19 protein-coding genes are annotated in these 20,746 nt (G+C 71.7%); 9 read left to right on the forward strand and 10 right to left on the reverse strand.

Features of this window, described 5'->3' with window-relative positions:
- Window positions 1-33 precede the first annotated feature (33 nt).
- The 3 genes from OG206_RS03835 (at window position 34) to OG206_RS03845 (ending at window position 1,576) form a co-directional block, all read left to right on the forward strand.
- Window positions 34-552: a nucleotide triphosphate diphosphatase NUDT15 gene (locus OG206_RS03835; RefSeq protein WP_327112157.1), complete on the forward strand. Its 519-nt coding sequence runs from the start codon at window positions 34-36 to the stop codon at window positions 550-552.
- A gap of 50 nt (window positions 553-602) precedes the next feature.
- Window positions 603-1,097: an FBP domain-containing protein gene (locus OG206_RS03840; protein ID WP_327112160.1), complete on the forward strand. Its 495-nt coding sequence runs from the start codon at window positions 603-605 to the stop codon at window positions 1,095-1,097.
- Window positions 1,098-1,168: 71 nt separating this feature from the next.
- On the forward strand, window positions 1,169-1,576 hold the full coding sequence (locus OG206_RS03845) for an SHOCT domain-containing protein (RefSeq protein WP_327112162.1): 408 nt from the start codon (window positions 1,169-1,171) through the stop codon (window positions 1,574-1,576).
- Between the two features lie 60 nt (window positions 1,577-1,636).
- Here the strand turns inward: OG206_RS03845 and OG206_RS03850 are convergent, their stop codons facing one another.
- The 6 genes from OG206_RS03850 to OG206_RS03875 all read right to left on the reverse strand — a co-directional run bounded on the left by OG206_RS03850 (window position 1,637) and on the right by OG206_RS03875 (window position 9,603).
- Window positions 1,637-3,667 (reverse strand): CocE/NonD family hydrolase, encoded by a 2,031-nt coding sequence (locus OG206_RS03850; protein WP_327112164.1) that lies wholly within the window; start codon window positions 3,665-3,667, stop codon window positions 1,637-1,639.
- A gap of 39 nt (window positions 3,668-3,706) precedes the next feature.
- Window positions 3,707-5,023: an ATP-grasp domain-containing protein gene (locus tag OG206_RS03855; protein WP_327112166.1), complete on the reverse strand. Its 1,317-nt coding sequence runs from the start codon at window positions 5,021-5,023 to the stop codon at window positions 3,707-3,709.
- A 222-nt stretch (window positions 5,024-5,245) separates the two neighbouring features.
- Complete coding sequence (locus OG206_RS03860; RefSeq protein ID WP_327112168.1) at window positions 5,246-5,872, reverse strand: alpha-ketoglutarate-dependent dioxygenase AlkB; 627 nt, start codon at window positions 5,870-5,872, stop codon at window positions 5,246-5,248.
- A gap of 103 nt (window positions 5,873-5,975) precedes the next feature.
- Window positions 5,976-6,848, reverse strand: a complete 873-nt coding sequence (locus OG206_RS03865; protein ID WP_327112170.1) for a phosphatase PAP2 family protein — start codon at window positions 6,846-6,848, stop codon at window positions 5,976-5,978.
- Window positions 6,849-7,802, reverse strand: coding sequence for a YihY/virulence factor BrkB family protein (locus OG206_RS03870; protein WP_327112172.1), 954 nt, complete (start codon window positions 7,800-7,802; stop codon window positions 6,849-6,851).
- A gap of 1 nt (window position 7,803) precedes the next feature.
- Window positions 7,804-9,603 carry a diacylglycerol kinase family protein gene (locus tag OG206_RS03875; RefSeq protein ID WP_442805794.1) on the reverse strand — a complete coding sequence of 600 codons (1,800 nt, stop codon included), beginning with the start codon at window positions 9,601-9,603 and terminating at the stop codon, window positions 7,804-7,806.
- A 383-nt stretch (window positions 9,604-9,986) separates the two neighbouring features.
- Between OG206_RS03875 and OG206_RS03880 the strand changes: the two genes are divergently transcribed.
- From OG206_RS03880 to OG206_RS03900, 5 genes are all read left to right on the forward strand, one after another.
- A complete protein-coding gene (locus OG206_RS03880) occupies window positions 9,987-10,436 on the forward strand; it encodes a DUF5709 domain-containing protein (RefSeq protein ID WP_327112174.1) in 450 nt (149 codons plus the stop codon).
- Window positions 10,437-10,734: 298 nt separating this feature from the next.
- Complete coding sequence (locus OG206_RS03885) at window positions 10,735-12,024, forward strand: ATP-grasp domain-containing protein (protein WP_327112177.1); 1,290 nt, start codon at window positions 10,735-10,737, stop codon at window positions 12,022-12,024.
- On the forward strand, window positions 12,021-13,184 hold the full coding sequence (locus OG206_RS03890; RefSeq protein WP_327112179.1) for a GNAT family N-acetyltransferase: 1,164 nt from the start codon (window positions 12,021-12,023) through the stop codon (window positions 13,182-13,184). The genes OG206_RS03885 and OG206_RS03890 overlap by 4 nt, the downstream gene beginning before the upstream one ends.
- Window positions 13,181-14,887, forward strand: a complete 1,707-nt coding sequence (locus OG206_RS03895) for an ABC transporter substrate-binding protein (RefSeq protein ID WP_327112181.1) — start codon at window positions 13,181-13,183, stop codon at window positions 14,885-14,887. Before OG206_RS03890 ends, OG206_RS03895 begins: the two co-directional genes overlap by 4 nt.
- Complete coding sequence (locus tag OG206_RS03900) at window positions 14,884-15,915, forward strand: GNAT family N-acetyltransferase (protein ID WP_327112184.1); 1,032 nt, start codon at window positions 14,884-14,886, stop codon at window positions 15,913-15,915. Before OG206_RS03895 ends, OG206_RS03900 begins: the two co-directional genes overlap by 4 nt.
- Here OG206_RS03900 and OG206_RS03905 read toward each other — a convergent pair.
- The 4 genes from OG206_RS03905 to OG206_RS03920 are packed head-to-tail and all read right to left on the reverse strand — an operon-like array spanning window position 15,867 to window position 19,631.
- A complete protein-coding gene (locus OG206_RS03905) occupies window positions 15,867-16,853 on the reverse strand; it encodes an EamA family transporter (RefSeq protein WP_327112187.1) in 987 nt (328 codons plus the stop codon). The genes OG206_RS03900 and OG206_RS03905 overlap by 49 nt on opposite strands.
- Window positions 16,850-18,154, reverse strand: coding sequence for a Cpe/LpqF family protein (locus OG206_RS03910; RefSeq protein WP_327112189.1), 1,305 nt, complete (start codon window positions 18,152-18,154; stop codon window positions 16,850-16,852). The genes OG206_RS03905 and OG206_RS03910 overlap by 4 nt, the downstream gene beginning before the upstream one ends.
- Before the next feature lie 35 nt (window positions 18,155-18,189).
- A complete protein-coding gene (locus OG206_RS03915) occupies window positions 18,190-18,402 on the reverse strand; it encodes a ferredoxin (protein WP_442805795.1) in 213 nt (70 codons plus the stop codon).
- Entirely contained in the window at window positions 18,399-19,631 is a 1,233-nt protein-coding gene (locus tag OG206_RS03920; protein ID WP_327112191.1) for a cytochrome P450, read from the reverse strand. Before OG206_RS03920 ends, OG206_RS03915 begins: the two co-directional genes overlap by 4 nt.
- 244 nt (window positions 19,632-19,875) lie before the next feature.
- Between OG206_RS03920 and OG206_RS03925 the strand changes: the two genes are divergently transcribed.
- Window positions 19,876-20,619 (forward strand): SDR family oxidoreductase, encoded by a 744-nt coding sequence (locus tag OG206_RS03925; protein WP_327112193.1) that lies wholly within the window; start codon window positions 19,876-19,878, stop codon window positions 20,617-20,619.
- Window positions 20,620-20,746: the final 127 nt, after the last annotated feature.

Below are 20,746 nucleotides of genomic sequence, written 5' to 3' on the forward strand. Positions count from 1 at the left end.
CCCGCATCCGACCCACCGGGAGCAGTGCAGCGCATGGCCAGTGATTCCACGGACGCCCAGACCCGCAACACCCGTCCACCGCTGGCCCAGGCGGCCTTCGGTGTGGGTGTCGTCGTCGAGGACGAGGACGGCAGGATCCTCCTCGGCAGGCACCGCGACGGAACATGGGAGCTGCCGGGCGGCAAGATCGACCCGACGCACGAGTCGGTGGCCGCGGCCGCCGTCCGCGAACTGCGCGAGGAGACGGGTCTGCGGGTGCCCGAGGAGGCGGTGACCGTCTTTGCGATGCTCCACGACGTGGTGGGCGGCATCAACAGGATCAGCATGGCGGCTCTGGTGCGGGCGGGCGCGGAGACCGCCCGGGTCACCGAACCCCACCTCATCAGCGTGTGGCGGTGGACCGCCCTCGACGAGCTGCCCGGTCCGCTGTTCCACCCTTCGGCCCAGATCCTGGCCGCCTGGCGCCCCGAGCTGGGCATCCGGCACCCCGCTGCGCACCGTCTGCCGATCGGGCCCACCCCCCTGCCCGCTGCGGGCCCGGCTACGACCTAAGGTAATTAACTATTTGCCTAGGCCTCGTAGGCAGAGCTAGTTTCGCTGTCATGAGAGCAGTCAGCGAGCAGGACATTCGAGCGTCGTTCGTCAATTGTTCCAAGGGCGAGGCGAAGCGTCTGCCGTTGCCCCGCGACCTGGAGGAGCGCCCCTGGGAGGACCTGGACTTCCTGGGGTGGCGCGACCTCTCCGCACCGGACCGGAGCTACATCGTCACCGAACTGCGCGGCGAACTGACGGGGATCACTCTCCGCTTCCCGTCCCAGCAGCGAGGCTTCCTGCACCGCAGCATGTGCTCGGTCTGCCTGACCACACACCCGGGCAGCGGCGTCTCCCTGATGACCGCCCGCAAGCGCGGGCAGGCGGGCAGGGACGGCAACTCGGTGGGGATCTACGTCTGCACGGACCTCGCCTGTTCGCTGTACGTGCGCGGCAGGAAGTCGCCCGCACCCGGAGGGCGCTTCGAGGAGTCGCTGACCGTGGAGCAGCAGATCGAGCGGACGCGGAACAAGCTGTCGGCCTTCCTGGACCTGCTCGCCGCCTGAAAGGCAGGAAATGCGGCCACGCGTGAGCGGATGTACCAATAAGGGACTGTCCGCACGATCGGAGTAGGCCCATGGACGACTATCCGCTCCTGAACCTCTTCCTGACCATGATGTACCTGTTCCTGTGGGTGCTCTGGTTCTTCCTGCTGTTCAAGGTCGTCACGGACATCTTCCGCGACCACTCGCTGCACGGCTGGGCCAAGGCGGTGTGGGTGATCTTCGTGATCGTGCTGCCCTACGTGGGCGTGCTCGTCTACCTGATCGTCCGCGGCAAGGGCATGGGACGACGCGAGGCCAAGGAGGCGGAGGCACGCGAAGCGTCGTTCCGGCAGTACGTGAAGCAGGCCGCGAGCTCCGACGGCGAGCCTGGAGGCAGCGGTGGCCATGTGTCCGACCTGGCCAAGCTCGCGGAACTCAAGGACAAGGGCCATCTCAGCCAGGAGGAGTACGACAAGGCCAAGCAGAAGCTTCTGGTCTGACACCCCTGGAGGGCGGCACCCGGAGATCCGGGTGCCGCCCCCGCACGTACGGACCGGGGGTCAGACGTTCTCCCGCGGGATCCGTTCGTTCCAGGTCCGGGAGAACACCCTGCGTCCGGCCTCGTAGCCGTCCAGGGTCGCGTCCACGTGGAACGCCTCCTCGTCCGAGGTCAGCACGGTCCGCGTATCGACCCGGACGTCCCAGTCGGAGCGGCGGAATCGCATCTCCCACGCAGACTCGCCGCGCACCGAACCGAAGTCCTCACCGACCCAGCTGTACTGTTCGCGGGCCCGGAGTCCCGTCTCGATCCCGTTGGCCTCGTACCGCTGGAGTCCCAGGTCCTTCACGATGTCCAGGACCGAGCGGTAGTGGACCAGGTCCCTGGAGACGGTCCACGCCTGCTCGGGTTCGCTCAGCCGGGTGACGGCGGGCGGCGCGCAGCCCTCGGGCTCGCCGAACGGCGCCAGGGCCGCGTCCTGGGGCACGTCCGCGGGGCGGACCGGAAGCGTGAGGCTGCTCCCCCGCTCGTAGACGCTGAGCAGCACCGGTTCGGGGGCGGGCCAGACGAGCGGCCAGTACGAGGTCGACAGCGACAGCCTGATGCGGTGCCCCGCCGGGAATGCCTGCGCGACGCTGTGGAGCGGTACGCGCACCCGGTAGCGCCTCCCGGGCTCCAGGGCCTCCGGCGCTTCCTCGCCGTCGCGGTGCGCGAGGTTGAGCACGCCGTAGGTGACACGGGTCGAGCGCCCGTCCGGGGCCACGTCGGACAGCCTCACGTTGAGCTGGGCGAGCGGCGCGTCGGCCGACACCTCCACGACGACGGAGGGGGCACCGAGGATCTCCATGCGGCCCGCCAGCGGCGCCGTCTGGAAGACGAGCGAGCCGCCGTCCTCCTCTCGCTGGTCGTACGGCAGATCCGGCGGGGCGTTGTACGAGGCCCACTTGCCGGCGAACTGGCCGACCGAGAGCGGCGACTGCACCGTGTGGACGCGGTCCTCCTGCTCGCTGCCGTCGTCCGGCATGCCGAGGGTGCCGTCGAGCAGCGGGAAGACCGACTCGCCGATGTTCGGCGAGGGCCAGGACGGCTCGCCGACCCAGCGGCCCGGCCGCTCCTCGTAGGAAGTGGAGGGCGGGACGCTCTCCTGCATCCACGCCTTGAGCATCGGCCCGTCCATGACGCCGTTGTCGGCACCCTTGAGCCAGTGGTCCCACCAGCGCACCACTTCCTGGAGGTATCCGATGGCCGGCCCCGGCTCGCCGAGGTGGGGAAGCTTGTGCGACCACGGGCCGATCAGGCCCTTGCGCGGTACGTCGACGTGGCTCAGCAGCCTGGTCACGGCGTTGGAGTAGCCGTCGGCCCAGCCGCTCGACGCGAGCACCGGGCAGCGCAGGGCGGAGTAGTCCTCGCTCAGGCTGGCGTGGCGCCAGTAGTCGTCCCGCTGCTGGTGGCGCAGCCACTCCAGGACCCAGGGGCGCGCGGCGTCCATCCGCTCGCGCCACATCTCGCGCCAGCGTTCGCCGACCACGGCGGGATCGGGCGGGCACGTCGCGTAGGCGAACATGGTCCCGGCCTCGGCCAGGTTGTCGGAGAGCATCGCGCCGCCGAGGTAGTGCATGTCGTCGGCGTACCGGTCGTCGGTGAACGACGAGATACAGATGGCCCGCAGGCTCGGCGGCCTGCGCGCGGCGACCTGGAGTGCGGCGAAGGCTCCCCAGGAGATGCCCATCATGCCGGTGCTGCCGTCGCACCACGGCTGTTCGGCGAGCCAGGCCAGGACCGTCTCGGCGTCGGACTGCTCCTGTTCCAGGTACTCGTCCAGGAGCACCCCCTCCGACTCACCTGTCCCCCGCACGTCGACCCGCACACAGGCGTATCCGTGCCCCGCGATGTAGGGGTGGTGGATGGCGTCACGGGTGGAGGTGAGGTCGTTCTTCCGGTACGGGATGTACTCCAGTACGGCCGGTACGGGTTCGGCGTCCGACGCGGTCGGGCGCCAGATGCGCGCCGAGAGCTGGACCCCGTCCGGCATCGGGATGGTGACGTTGTTCTCTTCCTTGACCGCGCAGGGCAGTTGGTCCACGTAGCGCATGCCTGTGCGACCTCCTTTCGTCGTGCTGGTCCGGCCCCCTCACCGGGTCTTCGTGCCGCGCTCCCCCGGCTCCGTCTCGTCGAAGGTCAGGCCGAGGGCGGCCACGCACCGGTCGAACTTGCGGCGGATGTCGTCCTCGTCGTCGCCCCCGGTGAAGATGTGCGCGACCTCGTAGCTGTAACTGTCCTGCTGGGAGACGGTGGAGAGCTTCTGCCCCTCCTCGGGCACCACGTCGATGCGCACTCCGGGTATCTCCGCCTCGATGGCGGCGATGCGCTCCGGGGTGGGCACCTCGTGGACCTTCCCGTCGCCGAACCAGCGGTAGTACCACTTGGCGGCCACCGCGTAGGGGCCCCGGGCGCCGGTCAGCGCGGGGTCGTTGCCGAGGGCGAGGCTGAGCATCCGGTGGTGGTTCGGGGCCCCGTCGACGTAGTCGAAGAGTTCGGCGTGGGACTGCGAGTGCCGGGGGTTGATCTCCAGCAGGGCGATGTCGGCGGTCTTCGGGTCGTAGAAGTACTCGATACTGAAGGTGGCCGACTCCATGCCGATCTGACGCATCGTCCGCTCGCTGACGTCGTGGAGCTTGCGGATGACCGGTGCCGGGAGGGCGCTCGGGTACTGGTGGCGCAGGAAGCACGGCGAGGCCGGGTAGTTGATCGAGTCCAGCACGCCGTAGACGGTGACCTCACCCTCGTGGACGTAGCCCTCGACGGCGACCTGGATGCCGGTCATGGTCTCCTCGGCCAGGCAGACCTGACCTCCGACGCCCTCCATCTCCGGCGGGAGATCGAGCAGTTCGAGAACCGAGTCGAAGGGCTTGCCGACTCGGCCGATGCCCTCGCGGATCCTGTCCACGGCAGTTCTGAACTCCGCCATGTCCGACACTCCGTAGGCCAGCTCGGACGAGTAGGCGAGGGCGGGCTTGAGCCACATGGGGAAGTTCACGCCCTCGGGCGGCTTCGGGTCGTCGGTGGCGAGGTCCACCCGTCCGAAGCTGGGATATTCGTCGATGACCTTCTGCTGTTCGAGCCGGCTCCAGTACTTGTGCTCGCACTTGACCACTGACTCGAGGCTCGTCGTGCGCACGCCGTACTCGTCGCCGAGCATCGGGACGAGGGTGCTCACCGGGAAGTCCCAGTAACCGACTATCGCGTCGATGCTGCCGTCGTGCGCGTCGAGGACGGCGCGGGCACGGTCCATCAGGACGGGTACGGAGACTTCGCCCTCCTGGAGCTCGTCGATGTCCAGCAGGCGGTGAAACCTGTACGAGCCGGCGTCCGGAACCGCCTCCAGCGTCGGAAGGTTCGCGTCGTCGAGGCCGATGACGAAAACGTTCTTGGGCTGCTCCTGGGGCACGTTCGTATCCTTTCGGGGGGAAATGCTCCGGCACGTCAGATCGCCTGCCCGGTCGGACGACCCCTATGCGGGGCGACCTTTTCCGGGGCAGGCGGCGACGGACGTGCGGGTGGGGGGCATGCGGCTCGCGTGCCCCGTGGCCGCCGACCGATGCGTACGCACCCTTCGTCGCACCCCGGTGCCGCGGGCGGCGTGCCGCCCGGCCCTCCTCGTCGGACCGCGTCAGCGCACCCCGCGGGTGCGGTACTGGACGCTGATCCGCGGGCCCTTGGCGTGCGCGGTCTTGGGAATGGCGTGCTGCCAGGTGCGCTGGCAGGACCCGCCCATGACGATCAGGTCGCCGTGGCCCAGCGGCCGGCGCACGACGTCGCCACCCCCGACCGGGCGCAGGAGAAGATCGCGCGGGGCGCCGAGGGAGAGGATCGCCACCATCGTGTCCTCGTACCTGCCGCGCCCGCTCAGGTCGCCGTGCCAGGCGACGCTGTCGCGGCCGTCCCGGTAGTAGCACAGCCCCGCCGTGGTGAAGGGCTCACCGAGCTCGTCGGCGTAGTGGGAGGACAGCGCCTCCCGGGCGTCGGCCAGGAGCGGGGCGGGCAGCGCGTCACCCTCGCGGTAGTGGGCGAGCAGGCGCGGCACGTCGACCATCCGGTCGTACATCTGCCAGCGCTCGGCCTGCCAGGGCACGTCGGCCACGAGCTCGCCGAAGAGGTCGTCGGCGCCGCTCAGCCAGCCCGGCAACAGGTCGATCCAGGCCCCGTCGCCCAGGACCGTGCGGTGCAGCCCGGTGAGCGGGCCGAGGCCCGGACGGTCGGCCTGGTCGAACAGCGAACCCTGGAGAGGAAGGGACATGGGAGCCAGCCTAGCGGTGCATTAGAACACACGTTCCCTTATTGTGGATGGCGGCCGCGCGAGAGCCGGATGGACCCGCCGGACGCGTATCACCGCCGCCCGTCTACCGGGGACCCGCCGGGCCCCGGCCGGACGTCTCCGGCCCCGGCGACTCCGGACCGTCCGGGTTCGGACCGGGTGCTTCCGGTCCGGGTCCTTCGGGGTCCGACGCTTCGGGATCGTCTCCGCTCAGCTCCGGCTCCAGACCCTCGGCCACCTCGGTCCGTCGCATACCCGCGTCCGAACGCCACGCCTCGAAGGACCAGCCGGTCAGTGCGACCACCGCCAGCCCGAGCATCCAGCCGCCGGCCACGTCACTGAACCAGTGGACGCCCAGCGCGATCCGGGTGAACCCCACCCCGAGCACCGAGACCGCTGCCACGGCCCAGCACAGGGGCCGCAGGCCCTTGCGCACCACGGGCAGCAGGACGAGCAGCAGGATCGCGAAGGAGGTCGTGGCCGTCATCGCGTGGCCGGAGGGGAAGGAGAAGCCCGGGGCGTGCGCCACCGGATCCGGAAGGACCGGCCTCGCCCGTTCGACCACGGTCTTCGCCAGCAGCCCCGTCAGTCCCCCGGCGATCGCCGTGACGGCCGACCACGCGGCGAGCCGCCACGCGCGGCGGTACACCAGCCACAGGGTGAGCACCGCCACCGCCGCGCGCAGGGTCACCGGATCCCACACCACGTCCGAGAAGAAGCGCAGGGTGCCGGTCCAGGCCGGATGGTCCAGGGCGGTCCGGTTCAGCCACCGTGCCGCGCCCGCGTCGAGGCGCCGCAGCGGATGCCAGCCGCTCTCCACGAGGACCAGCAGGAGGCCGAAGAGGACCGCCGCGACGGCTCCGACGGCGACGGAGCCGAACAGCCGGATGCCGAACCTCCGGTCGGCGTCCTGGCGGGTACGTCGTAGGGCGGCCGGTGCGGCGGGGCGGACAGACATTCAGGCTCCTGGATCGGGTTCTACGGGGCCGGGGCGCTTGGCCCGCACCGCCTCGAGCTGGGCGGCGAAGGAAAGGCCGAGGAAGAGGGCGATGGAGGTGAGGTAGGCCCACAGCAGCAGCGACATGAACGCCGTCAGCGGGCCGTACACGGTGTCGAAGGAACCGCTGACCGAGAGGTAGAGGCTCAGGAGCCACGTCAGCGTGGTCCACAGGACCAGGTAGACGGCCGCGCCGAAGGCGAGCCAGGTGTAGCCGGGCTGCCGGCGCCTCGGTGAGCGACGGAATATCGCGCTCGCGGAGAGGATGACGAGCAGCACCCCGGCGGGCCAGCGCAGCAGGTCCCAGGCGGACCGGGATCCCTCTTCGAGGTCGTAGACGTCGACGACGGCGGCCACCAGGTCACCGCCGGCCACCATGGCGACGAAGCCGATACCGAGGGGGATACCGGCGGTAAGGGACATGACCAGGCCCCGCAGGTACTTCCGGTGGAAGACCCGGTCCCGCTCGACCCCGTATATCCGGTTGGCGCCGCGCTCGATCTGGCACATGGCGGTCGTCGTGTTGGTGAGCGAGAAGACCAGTCCGAACCAGAGGGCCAGCTGGGCCCCGTCGTCGGCGTGGCGCCGGCTGCGGTCGAGCGCGTCGTCCACCACCTCCGCGCTGGGCCCCGCCGTGATGCGGTGGATCGTCAGTTCGGCCACCCTGCCCAGGTCCTCCGTGTGCAGGGCGGTGGACAGCCCCACGAAGGCGATGACGAGCGGGACCACGGCCAGCACGGTCTGCAGGGCGAGCGCCCGGGAGTGGCTGAAGCCGTCCGCGTACCGGAAGCGGACGAAGGAGTCACGCAGCAGCGGCCAGCGGCCGTAGCGCCGGAGGGTGGCCAGCGCCTCGTCACCGGATAGTTCACTGCCGATCATGTCGCGGGTCTGCGGGACCCTGGTGGCGGTACCCATGTCACTCCCCCCGGGCGGGCATGAGCACGGACAGCGCGCCGGGCCTGACCTGGGCGGTGAGGTGCCGGCCGGAACCGGCCGGGTCGCCGTCCAGCTCGCGGGGCTGCGGTGCGTCGAAGCGGATCTCGGCGCGGCGGAAGGTGAAGTACTCGACGGACCGGTGCTCCCCCGCGGCATGCGGGCCGTCCGGGCCGGACTTCGCGTGCGGGTGGGGACGCAGGAGCGATCCGGCGGCACTCAGCCAGCCCGCCGGTCCGCGCGGGTCGAGGATCAGCAGGTCGAGCAGGCCGTCGTCGGGCCGGGCGTCCGGCACCAGGGCCGCCCCGCCCTGCACCTTGCCGGTGTTGGCGATGAGTACCATCCGGGCGCTGCGCCGCAGGGGCTTGGCCCCGTCGACGGAGACCGTGAGACGCATCCGGGGCGCGCGCAGCTCGCGCAGACCCGCCATCACGTAGGCGGGCCATCCGATGACGGCCTTGGCGCGGTCGCTGGTGCCCTCCAGCATCGCGGCGTCGAGACCCGCCCCGGACATCACGGTGAAGTGCGTGGGGGCCAGCCCGTCGCCCTCGATCAGACCGAGGTCGATCCGGCGCGGGGCGCCGCCGAGCGCGACGGCCAGCGCCTCCGCCGGCTTGACCGGCAGGCCCAGGTTGCGGGCCAGGAGGTTGCCCGTCCCGCACGGCACCACGACGAGCGGTACGTCCGTGCCGGCGAGCGACTCGGCCGCCGCACGGATCGTGCCGTCGCCGCCACAGACCACGACGAGCGTCGCGCCGTCCCGGATCGCTTCGGCCGTCTGCCCCTCGCCGGGGTCGTCGGCGGTGGTCGGCACGAACACGGCGCCGTGGTGTCCGTGGTCCTCGAGGACCTGCCGCAGGGCGCTGCGGGCGTCGTCGTCGGTGACCGTGGGGTTGAAGACGACGGTGGTACGGCCGGCCGGCTGCTCGGGCTTGGCCGGGCGGGGCGCGGCCACCGCTTCGCCGGCAGGTGCCGGCGCGGGGACGTGCGGGCCGGTCAGCAGGGCGCGGCCGACGATCAGGAGGGACAGGCCACCGTTGACGAGGCCGCCCGCGACGTCCGTGGGGTGGTGCATTCCCCGGTACATCCGGGCGAGGCCGACGAGGAGGGGCACGAGCAGCAGCACGGCCGCGAGGACCTTGCGCCAGGGGCCTTTCACGCGGTGCAGGACGAGCACGGCGAGACCGGCGTAGAGCGCCGTCGCGGCCCCCGTGTGTCCCGAGGTGTAGCTCGACGTCGGGGGTGAGGCGTCGAGGCGTTCGACGTCCGGCCGGTTGCGGTCCACCGCTTCGGTGATGGCCAGGAACACCAGGGACTGCAGCGAGACTCCGACGGCCAGGAAGATCGCGTCGCGCCACCGGGGCAGCCTGGGCACGAGGAGGAGGACCAGGCAGCTGATGAGGGTGCCGATGACCACGGTGGCCGTGTTCCCCGCCTCGGACACGACGAGGGACACGGTGTCGAGCGTCGCGGTGCGGACGCGCTCGAGCCCGTCGGTCACCCCGTCCTCGGCCGTCAGCGGCCAGACGTCGGCGGCCGGCCCGGTGATGAGCAGCCCGAGACCCACCATCAGAGCGGCCTGGCAGACCGCCATCGAGGCGATGATGCCCACGGCCCGGCCGTTCCCCCCGGCGGTCTCCGGAGTCCGCCGTGAGCTCACGCCACCGGCCCGTCCGCCGGTCCGGGACGGCAGGGATACGGCGCTGTCGGCGGGATACGAGGACGCGGCGGCGACGTGGGCGTCCGCGAGGGCTGCGGGTCTCTCCGGTATGTCGGTCGGCATGTCGTTCCCGTCGTTCGGTGCCGCGTGGGCGAGTGGGTGCGGGGCTGTATCCCGGCGTCTCGCCGTCTGCCCGCTCCCGGCCTCTTGAGACCTGTCGTTCCGCGGCGGTCCGCACCTGTGCCCCGGGGGCCGGCGATCCGGCCCCCGGTCGCACCGTCCTGGGATCGGCCATAAGCTGCCGGGGCCGAGGGGTCGCGGCCTCGATGGGGCTGACCAGGCGTTCTTTTCCCCCGGCTGCCGTGGGCCGCCCGGGAGGGCGGAAGCCCGTCCGTGGGAAGACGGATCAATGACTCGCCCCCACGTGGGCAGGAGAGCGGCGACGCCGCACGACCCGGCTACGGGCAACGGCGGACACGGCATACCTCAAGGGAAGGAGCGACCGGATGTCGGACGAAGGACGCGGTGACGACGTCTATCAGCCGGACGGGTCCGATGCGGACAACCGGCCGACGGACGAGCTCGATCCGGAGAACGTGCTCGACGAGCCCGACCTCGACGACGTACTGGACTCGGGCTACTCCCCGCCCGAGAAGCCCCTGGGCGTGACCAAGTACGGCACGACCGACGAGGAGCAGCGGGAGGGCGAGTCCCTCGACCTGCGCCTCTCGCAGGAGGAACCGGAGCCGGACCCGGTCCTGGAGGACGGGCCCGAGGACAACGGGCCTGAGGAGGACGACGCGGGGGACGAGCGTGCGGGACGCGTCGCCGACGCGGACGAGGCGGACCAGCTGCGCAACAACAGGGTGATGGGCCGCGACGTCGGCATCGACGGTGGCGCCGCCTCCGCGGAGGAGGCGGCGGTGCACATCCAGGACGACGACCGCGGGATCTGAGGCGCGGAGCACGTCGGAGGCGGTACCGGACCTGTCCGGTACCGCCTCTCTTCTGTACGGGCGCTTCACGGCGTCATGGGCGGCCGGGGCCCGGCCGGCGCTTCGCGGCGTGGCGGGCCGCTCGCGCCACGGCCGGTGGCCTCGGCACCCCGCCCGGGCCCCGGCCTCCTATGCGCCTCGCCCGCCGCCTATGCGTCCTGCCGCCCGGGGCATGGCACGGCCGGCCCGGAGGCGGTTCAACTGATCCCCGAGAACCCGGAACCGGTCGATTGCACATCACCCACACGGGAGGCGTCCGATGACAACACCTCTGGCCGACTACGCGCGGTTCGCCGGGAAGCGGATCGCGATCGTCGAGCACATGCAGAACCACCCCTTCGTCCTGGGGCTGAAGCAGGCCCAGGAACACGGCCTCGAAGTGTGGCTGCTGACGGGCGACCGGTCCTGGTACACCCACGGACACGACTGGGACACCCACCCGCTGGCCATCGTGGACCGGGTGATCGACGTCGACACCACGGATCTCGACGCGGTGCTCGCCGTCGTCACCGGCGAGGACGGGGCGCCTCTGGTGGACGGCATCACGTCGTTCTCCGACTACCACACCGAACTCGCGGCCCTGGCCGCCGGCCGCCTCGGCCTGCCCGGTCCCGACCCGGCCGCCGTGCGCACCGCCAACATCAAGGACCAGCTGCGGATCGCGCTCGGTGACCAGCCGTTCAACATCCCCCACGTGCTGGTCGGCCACCGGAGCCAGCTCGACGAGGCGGCCCGCCGCCTCGGGTTCCCGATGATCGCCAAACCCCCTGCGGAGGCCATCAGTTACGGGGTCCGCAGGGTCGACGACATGGCTGGTCTGGTCGAGGCGTGGGAGGACCTCTCCACCGTCCGGCACAGCCTGCGCGGCCAGCCCCGCAGCGGTGACGTGCTGCTGGAGCAGTACGTCGAGGGGGTGGAGGTCAGCGTCGAGACGATGACCGTGGACGGGCACACCCATGTCTTCGGCGTGACGTCCAAGGACCTCTTCGGCGACCCCGCCTACATCGAGTGCGGGCACACCTTCCCGGTGCCGCTGTCCGACGACGAGCGCGACGAGCTGTACCACGTGGTCCGCACGACCCTGGAGATGATCGGTTACCGGCACGGTCCCTGCCACACCGAGGTCCGGCGCACCGAGTCCGGCTGGCGGATCATCGAGGCAAACCCCCGTACCCCGTCGAGCTGTATGACGATGCTGGTCACCGACGTCACCGGCCGCAGCCCCATCCTCGACGCCTGGCTGCTCACCATCGGGGTCACCCCTCCGATCGAGCCCGTCGTCCACCGAGGTGGCGCAGCCGTCCGCATGATCTATCCGTCCCGGCGCGGGACGCTGGCCCGCATCGACGGGCTGGAGGCCGCGGAGGCCGTGGAGAACGTCCAGGTGCTGCTGCACGTCGAGAAGGGCGACCACCTGCTCCAGCGCATGGACAACTCCTCCTGCGTGGGCTTCACCTACTGCAACGGACCCGACCGGGTGGCCGCCCAGGAGCTCGCGGACAAGGCCGCGGCCCTGCTCGACTTCGTCGTCGAGGAAGACCTCCGGTGAGCCCGTATACCGAGGGCCGGGACGGTGTGCGGGCGGTCGCGGGCGCGGCGGGGCTGAAGGCGGCCGGCTGGGACTCGCTGCTGGGGGCGGAGGACTTCTTCCAGACCCCCCGGTGGCTCACCGTGCAGGAGCACAACTCCGGTACGGCGATGGACTTCCTGGTACGTGAACGGGGCGGCGTCCCCGTCGCCGGGCTGGTGACCGCCTGGGCCGACACGTCCGTGGCCTGGCTGCTCGCCCGGCCGGACGCGATGCTGAAGCGCGCCCTGGAGCAGGACGTTCCCGAGGCGGCCACCGTGCTGCGTGAGGTCGCCGGGGGCGACCCGGACAGTCTGCTGCCCTCCCTGGTCTGCGGTGGTCGGCACCTGGGCCGCACCCGGACACTCGCTTCGGCCGCAGCCACCGAGGAGGACGTCGCCGCCCTGGTGGAGAGGGCCGAGGCGATGGCGGCGGACCGCGGAGCGGCCACCGTCTGCTTCCCGCACGTGGACGTGCGCGACACGTCCCTGGTAGCGCTGCTGGAGAGCCGCGGCTATCACCACCATCCCTCGGACCACTACGCCTGGCTGGACATCCCGCAGGGCGGCTTCGAGCAGTTCGTCGAGGAGATGAGCGCCCACCGCCGCCGCCGGGTGCGCCTGGAGCGCCGGGCACTGGCCGAGGCGGGGGTCGAGGTGACCGTCGAGCCGCTGACTCAGGAGCTCTGCCCCCGCCTCGGGCAGCTCGACGCCAACCTCCTGCGCAAGTACGGCAACCCGGCGAGTGACGAGGGCTCGGCCCGGATGATCGGCCGGATCGCCGAGATCATGGGCGACGACGTCCTGGTGTCGGTGGCCCGGCAGCAGGACACCGTCATCGGCTTCGGCATGGTGCTGCGCTCGCGGGCCCGCGGGGAGGAGCAGTGGTACGGCCACCGCGCCGGGTTCGACTACGAGGCCCAGGGCAAGCTGCCGCTCTACTACGACGTCCTGTACTACGAGGTGCTGGACGCCGCCGCGAAGGAGGGCGCCACCGTCCTGCACGCCGGGATCGGCAGCGTCAAGGCCAAGCTGGCCCGGGGCTGCCGGGTCAGTGAGCAGCGTTCCTACCTGCTGCCGCTGCCCCGTACCGAAGACACCGCGGGCTCGCTCGCCGAGGACCGGGAGACGACCACACGATGAGTTCCGCCACCGGCTCCATGGAGGGCGGCGGCTGGAACGCCGCCGTCGGAGCGCGTGTCAATCCCTCGGACCGGCGCGGGGGCACCCTGCGGCTGGTCTCCTCCGCCGACGTCGACTCCCTCGACCCGGCGCGGACCTACTACGTCTGGGTGTGGCTGCTGCAACGGCTGATGAACCGCACCTTGATGGCCTATCCCACCGATCCGGGGCCCGCCGGCCTGGTGCCCGTACCCGACCTCGCCGAGGCACCCGGCGTGGCGAGCGACGGCAACCGGACCTGGACCTACCGGCTCCGGGAGGGCGTCCGCTTCGACGACGGCACGCCGGTGACGTCGGCGGACGTACGCTACGCCGTGCAGCGGATATTCGCGCAGGACGTGCTCCCCGGCGGCCCGACGTATCTGGTGCCGCTGCTGGACGACCCGGACCGCCCGTACGCCGGGCCCTACCGGGACGGTGGTGACGACGGCCTGCCCGCCGTGCTCACCCCCGACGCGCGCACGATCGTGTTCCGGCTGCGCACCCCGTTCTCCGATTTCGACCACCTGATGGCGCAGCCGTGCGTCTCCCCCGTGCCACGGGAGGCGGACACCGGTGCGCGCTACGGCGACGACCCGCGCTGCACCGGCCCCTACCGGGTCGCCGAACACGTGCCGGGCAGCAGGCTCCTGCTGGAACGCAACCCGTGCTGGGACCGGGCGACCGACCCGGTGCGGCCGGCACTCCCGGACCTGGTGGACGTCACCATCGGGCTCGGCCTCGACGACATGGACGAGCGCCTGACAGCCGGGGAGTTCGACATCAACCTGGAGGGCCGCGGCCTTCAGCACGCGGCCCAGGGCCGCCTGGCGGACGACCCGGTGCTGCGCTCGCGCACCGACAACCCGAAGACCAGCTTCCTGCACTTCGTCTCGCTCCAGCCGCACATCCCGCCGTTCGACAATGTGCACGTGCGGCGCGCCGTGCACTACGCGGCCGACAAGATCCTGCTCCAGGAGGCCCGCGGCGGCCCGGTCACCGGGGGCGATCTGACCACCGCGCTGTTCCCTCCGAAGCTCCCCGCCCACCAGCCGCTGGACCGCTATCCGACCGGCCCCGACCTGCGTGGGGACCTCGACGCCGCACGCGCCGAACTGCGAGCCGCCGGGCTGCCCGACGGCTTCGACGCCGTCATCGGCACCCAGCGCGGCAAGTTCCGGCTGGTCGCCGACGCGGTCGTCGAGTCCCTCGCCCGGGTCGGTATCCGGCTGACCGTCAAGGAACTCGACGTCGCGACCTACTTCAGCCAGGGCGCGGGCTCGCCGGAGACGGTCCGCAAGCACGGGCTCGGCCTGATCGTCACCGACTGGGGCGCCGATTTCCCCACCGAGTACGGCTTCCTGGCCCCTCTGGTGGACGGCCGGCTGATCCGCCCCGGCGGCGGCAACTGGAACATCGCCGAGCTCGACGACCCGAAGGTCAACGAGCTGATCGACACCGGGCTGCACACCGCCGCCCCGGGCGCCCGTGCCGAGCTGTGGCGCGAGGTGGAGCGCCGGGTCATGGACCACGCGGTCATCCTCCCGCTGGTCCACGACAAGACCCTGCACTACCGGGGCCCCCGCACGACCAACGTGTATGTCCACCCCGCCTTCGGCCTGTACGACATCCAGGCCATGGGCGTGACCGATACCCGCACCGACCGGGAGAACGACACCGTATGAACTACGCAGCAGCGGACCTCCGCTTCGTCCCGCTGGACGCCGGCGACCCGGCCACCTCGGACGCCTGGCTCCGGCTGACCACGGACAGCGCCGAGGACGTCCCGCTGTCCGCCGCCCCGCCCTGCGCGGCGGACCTGACCGGTTCGGTGCGCTTCGCACCGCCGGACACCTCTCTGGCCGGCGAGGTCGCCTTCCTGGACGGGCAGGCGGTCGGCGCGCTCCGGCTCGTGCTTCCCGACGGGGCACCGGTCGCCGTCGTCGACCAGTTGCTGACCGCGCCGAAGGAGCGCCGCCAGGGAATCGGGACCGCCCTGTTCCGGCGGGCACGCGCGCTGGCCGGGCAGCACGGCCGCACCCTGCTGGTGGGGGATGTGGTCGAGGCGCTGCCGGAAGGGCCCGTACGGCACGCGGGCCCCGCCGCGTTCGCCACCTCGCTGGGCGCCACCCGGTCAGGGGGCCCCGAGGGCGTCCACCAGTGGCTCGACCTGGACCGGCACGACCCGTCGGCCGGCGGCATCCCCGAAGTCCCGGCGGGTTACCGGCTCCAGCGGTGGGGGACCGTCACACCCGACGGGTTCGCGATCGCCGTGTCCGAGCTCGGCCAGTCGCTGGGCGAGAGCATGCCGGAGACCTGGGGCGAGGGGCCCGATGCGGTCCGCACGAGCCATGTGCGGCGCTACGAGCGGATGCGGGTGGGCCGTGGACGACGCGCCTACCACGTGGGCGCGGTCCACGAGGAGACCGGTGAACTCGCCGGCTTCACCAGCGCCTCCAAGACGACAGGCAACCCCCGGCACCTGCTCCAGGGCATGACGGTGGTGGCCAGAGGGCACCGCGGTCACGGCCTGGGACTGCTGCTCAAGCTCGCGAACCTCGTCCATGTGCGCGAGTACGAGCCCCGGGTGCGGCTGATCGAGACGGCCAACGCCGACGACAACCACCCGATGATCGCCCTCAACCGGGCGATGGGCTTCGTCCCTCAGGAGCGCTTGGTCTCCTGGGAGGCGCCGGTCGCCCCGGCGGGCTGACCGCCCGGCGGCCGCCCTCCGCCCTCCGGGAGGCGGGGGGCGGCCGCCGTGTCGTCGCGTGCCCGCAGGAAGCGCGGCAGCCAGCCCGTGCCGAGCAGAACCCCGGCGACCACGGCCGTCCCGCCCGCCACGGCCCATCCGGTGGGCCGCTCGTGCAGCGCCAGCCACGCGCCGGCCATGCCGACCACGGGCACCAGCATCGAGAACGGCGCGACCACACCCGCCGGGTAGCGCTTGAGCAGGGCCGTCCAGATCCCTGAGCCCACGACGCTGCCCAGCACCGCGATGTAGACGAGTGCGACCAGGCCCGGCCAGCCCTCCGGACCGAAGGCCGACCCCAGGGCGCGCCACCCCGTCGCGGGCCCCTCCATCACCGCGGACAGCGCGAGCAGGGGGAGCGGCGGGACCACCGCCATCCACAGAGCGAAACGCAGGGGGTACTCCGGCCTCGCCTGCCGGCTGGCCAGGTTGCCGACCGCCCAGCCGAGCGCGGCGAGCACGGTCAGCACCAGGGGCAGCAGTGGCGCCGTACGCGCCCGGTCCACCGCGATCACGGCCATGCCCAGCACCGCCAGCCCGATGCCGGCCAGCTGCCGTACGGTGACGCGCTCGCGCAGCAGCAGCGCCCCTAGCAGCACGGTGAACGGCGCCGAGGCCTGCACCACGACGGAGGCCAGCCCCGAGGGCATGCCCTGCTCGATGGCGAGGAACAGAAGCCCGAACTGGGCGACTCCGAAGCCGAGTCCGTATCCGAGGAGCCAGCGCAGGCGCACCGCGGGGCGGGGCACGAAGAGGACCACCGGGACCGCGAGCACCAGGTAGCGCAGCGCTGCCAGGAAGAACGGCGGGAAGTGGTCGAGGCCGACCCGTACCGCGAGGAAGTTCAGCCCCCAGAGCACGGCCACCAGGACGGCCAGCGAGCGGTCCCGGGCGGTCACCGGGTGGTACCGCCGAGCAGGCCGGATCCGATGACGCGGGCGCCCATGCCCCTCAGGAACTGTCCGTCGCCGATGAGCTTCTGGTCGTCGGCGCACTGCTGGAGCACCAGCGTGTGGCGTACGCCCTCGGGGTCCTCCAGCAGCCAGCAGAACATCATGACGCCGGGGCACGAACCGCCCTTGAACACCACCCGCGGCCAGCGTGCGGAGTCGACGGGGACCCCGGGATAGGCCGTCAGGATGTCGTCGACGACACCGCTCGTGTCCCGTGCCGCGTCGTCGGCCAGGGCGCCCAGCACCCGTGTCACGTCCCAGGCGCTCATGTGCCAGTCCAGGCCCTGCTGGTGCACGGTGGGGCCGAGGTCCGACCCGCTTACGGTCATCGGGCCGTCGATCCGCTCCAGCAGTCGCCGGCGGCCGTCCTCGTCCGCGGTGGCCCACTCGGCCCGCAGCCCGGGGTCGCCCCAGCCGATCTCGAAGACCTCATGGCTCGTCAGGAACGGCCGCAGCAGCGAAGGATCACTGTGCCCGCCCTCCACCACGGCCCGCTCCACCGCGTCCCGTCCCAGCAGGTCCTGGATCAGGTCGGCGGCCGTGTTGTCGCTCATCGCGATCATCTTGTACGCGGTCTCACGGACTGCGACCCGGGTGCCGTCCGGGAGTTCCTGCATGTCCCCGGTGGGCAGACTCCGCAGGGCCGGGGTGACCGTCACCTCGTCGTCCCACCGCACGGCGCCCGCGGTGACCGCCTGTGCCAGCGCCCGCATGAGATACAGCTTGTACGACGAGCCGTTGGGCATCGGCCGGTCCGCGTCCTTGGCGTAGAGCGTCCCGGTGACCCCGTCCTCCTCACGGGTCACCAGCGCCGACCAGGTCACACCCGGCTGCTCCAGCGCCCGCGCCAGGTCGTCCCATGCGCGTACCGGGGGTGTGACGATCTCCGGTCCGAGGTGCAGGACGCGTATCAGCCCGGTGGAGTCGAGGGTCAGCGACAGGGTCGAGCGGACTCCCGCCGGACCCTCCAGGGTGACCCACGACTTGTGTGCCACCGGCTGGTAGTCGGTGACGGTGAACGGGCCGAGACCCCGCCACCGTTCGACCGTCGCGGCGAAGCCCTGCGGATGCCGGGCGAGGAAGACGGGGACGAAAGTCCCGGACAGGTCCTCCTCCCGGGGTGCCGCTGGGCCGGTGAGCAGCTCCACCGCCCAGCGGGTGCGGCGCCCGAGCGGGGTGTCGTCCCCGTCGAGCACGGCCTGCGCGTCCGGGTGGACGGAGGCGTCGGAACCGGGCAGATCGATCATCATCGCTCCTCGACGGCCGTTGCCGGCCGCTGGTGTCAGTCCTCGGTGACTGTGATGGCCGTGCAGGGGCAGAGCTCGGCGCACAGCCGGACCGTGTCGTGCAGTTCGGGCGGCGGTTCGGCTGTGAGCAGGACCACGGTGCCGGTGTCCGGGTCCTGGTCGAAGACCAGCGGCTCGGTCGCCGCGCACCGGCCCATCGCGCAGCAGGCGTCCGTGTCCACGGCCACGGTCAGCCGGCCGGCGCTCACCAGGTCACCGGCAGTGCGGCGAGCCCGTAGCTGGACACCTCGTGCCGGAAGTCCAGTTCGCCGAACGGCACGGCCAGCCGGGCGCCGGGCATCCAGCGCAGGACACCCGCGAGCATCTCCTCCAGTTCCACCTTGGCCAGCCACTGGCCGAGGCACTGGTGGATGCCGTGGCCGAAGGCCAGGTGGCGGCGGGCGTCCCGGCCGGGGTCCAGCGCGTCGGGGACGGGGAAGACCGACTCGTCACGGTTGCCCGCCGAGAGCGACACGACCACGCCCTCGCCCGCCCGGATCGTCACGTCGCCGAGCTCCACGTCCTCCAGTGCCGCGCGGGCGAGCCCGTTCTGCACGATGGAGTGGTAGCGCAGCAGTTCCTCGACGGCCTTCGGCAGGAGTTCGGGGTCCTTGGCGAGCGCGTCGGCCAGGCCCTGGTCGGTGACCAGGCTCAGCAGGCTGAGACTGGCCTGGCTGGTCGTGGTGCCGTGGCCGGCGACGAGCAGCAGCCGGCACATCGGGACCATCTCCTCGACGGTGAGCGCTCCCTTGCGCACCTGGTCGACGACCAGGCGGCTCAGCAGGTCGTCACCGGGCTCGGGCGTCCGCATGCGCTCCTCGACCACCTCGCGCAGCAGGCCGTCCAGTTCGTCGCGCGCGGCGGCGACCTGCTCGGGCCGGTAGCCACGGTCGATGAGGATGCCGGCGCGGCTCTCGATCAGTTCGCGCTGCTCGTCGGAGACCCCGAAGAGCAGGGCGATCACCCGGGACGGGACGGGGATGGTCAGCCCGCGCACGAGGTCGACCGGGCGTTCGCCCCCGACCAGGGCGCCGAGCATCTCGTCCAGGTGCTCCCGCAGGACGGGCCGCATCGCCTCCGCCCGGCCGTGCAGGAAGTCGCGGGTGAGCATGGACCGCAGCCGCGAGTGGCCGGGGTCGTCCATGCGGATGAAGGAGGCGGTGTGCGGCTTGTCCCGTACGAGGACGGACGTGGTCGTCATCATGGGGAAGCCGGGCGCACTGGTCACCGCGGTGAACCTGCGGTCGGCGAGCACCGCGCGGACGTGGGGGTGCGCCGTCACGAGCCACACCTGGCTGCCGTCCCACATCGTGATGCGGCTCGCCGCCGGGCCGGACCTCAGCAGGGCGAGCGGTGGCGGTGGATCGATCGGGGAGACGCGCTCCATCGGGTAGGACGGTGCGGCCGTCACCTTCGGGGATGCTGCGTCCTGCGTCATGGGTCCCACCTATCGCTGCACGGGCATGCCGACGTGAAGTAGCGCCCCCATCCTCACCGCCCGCCGCCCGGCCTCCCCTTCGGGGGGACCCGACCCGCATAACAAGCCACGAACGCACATAACAACGGCCGCCGAAGGCCGTTCACCGTGCGTACGCCGGGCTGGTACGGTCGGCGCGCCGTACCGTCGGACGCTTTTCGGCCGGATTCCCGGTCCGGCCCAACACCCCGAGAACGAGGACCACATGAGTTCATCGCTACAGGGACACGTCGCGCTCGTCACAGGAGCGGGATCAGGAATCGGCCGTGCCACCGCACGCGCCCTTGCCGGGGCCGGGGCCTCGGTCGCCGTCGCCGGACGGCGCCTCGACCGCCTTGAGGAACTGCGCACCGAACTGGAGGCGAAGGGCGCGACCGTCCTGGTCCTCGAGCTGGACGTCACGGACGAACAGGCCGTGGCCGCGGCCGTGCGTTCCGCCGTCGGGACACTCGGCCGGCTCGACATCCTGGTGAACAACGCGGGGCTGATGCTGCTGGGGCCGGTGGAGGACGCCGACACCACCGACTGGACCCGGATGATGGACACCAACGTGATGGGCCTGATGTACACGACCCACGCCGCCCTCCCGGAACTGATCAGGAACCAGGGCACGATCGTCCAGATCTCGTCGATCGCCGCCCGGGTCGTCGGACGGGGATCCGCCGTCTACAACGCCACCAAGTTCGCCGTGAACGGCTTCAGCGAAGGGCTGCGGCAGGAGGTGACCGAACGCGGGGTGCGGGTGGTGGTCATCGAGCCGGGAACGGTGGAGACCGAGCTGCGCGAACACATCACGCACGCGCCCTCCAAGGCGGCGATCACCGAACGTGTCGCGAAGATACGGCAGTTGCAGAGCGAGGACATCGCCGAGGCGGTGCTGTACGCCGTCACCGCTCCCCCGCACGCCACGGTCAACGAGATCTTCATCCGCCCCACCGATCAGGCCTGAGACACACCCCCACGGCGGGCACCGCACTGCGCGGTGCCCGCCTTCGTGCTGTCCGGGACCGCCCGGGCCGCTCCGGGCGAGAGGAGCGAGCGAAGAGAACGCCTGCCTAACGTGAGCCGCATCAGGC

Origin of the sequence: Streptomyces sp. NBC_01341 (assembly GCF_035946055.1) — a bacterium.
GTDB lineage: Bacteria > Actinomycetota > Actinomycetes > Streptomycetales > Streptomycetaceae > Streptomyces.